At 75.2% G+C, this 713-nt stretch carries 1 protein-coding gene; it reads right to left on the reverse strand.

Features of this window, described 5'->3' with window-relative positions; all coding sequences use genetic code 11:
* The coding region (locus IF129_RS25925) for a sensor domain-containing protein (RefSeq protein WP_191212279.1) at positions 1–646 on the reverse strand (646 nt) is incomplete at its 3' end.
* Positions 647–713: the final 67 nt, after the last annotated feature.

Raw genomic sequence — 713 nt, forward strand, 5'->3', positions numbered from 1 at the left:
CCCACACCCGCTCCACCAGCCGCGTCGGGCCGAGCAGCCCGGCGACGAGGAACCGGTCGACGGCCGTCAGGGCCCGCAGCCACCACGGGACGAGGAGCACGATCAGCGCCCCGACGGCGCTGAAGGCGGCCAGCTCCGGCGGTGAGTCGACGTAGATCGGCTCGCCCGCGGCGTTGTCGCCCAGCTGGGTGCCCGGCTCGGGCAGCGACCAGCTCCACAGCGGGTACGTCAGCATCCCCCAGCCGGCCGACCACAGGGCCAGTCCCGCGCTGAAGGAGAAGACGGCCCACGGGAAGTGGACGAGCCCGTACAGCACGTGCCGCCAGCTCGCGCCGTCCTTGAGGACCGCCACCGTCCGGGCCGCAGGGCCGCCCTTGCCGCGCGGCGTCCGCACCGGACCGGGCGCCGGGACGTCCAGGCCCAGCAGGACGCGGGCCCGGGCCCGTTCCATGGCGCCGAACGCCCGCGCGCACAGCAGCGTCACGGCCAGCAGCGGGACGCCGACGAACGTCACCAGGAGCCCGGCACTCGTCGCGACCAGGGTCACGAGGGTCGAGAAGACGACGACGGCCACGGGAAGGCTCGTCAGGACGTAGCCGAGCTCCCGCCAGGCCCGCGCGGAGAAGGGGGCGCGCACAACGTGCATCGGTCAGCCTTTCGGGGCGTGGGTGCGGCCGGTGGACGGGCCGGGTGCCGGCTCGGGTTCCGGATCG

This window comes from Streptomyces chumphonensis (assembly GCF_014779715.1).
Taxonomy (GTDB): Bacteria; Actinomycetota; Actinomycetes; order Streptomycetales; family Streptomycetaceae; genus Streptomyces; species Streptomyces chumphonensis.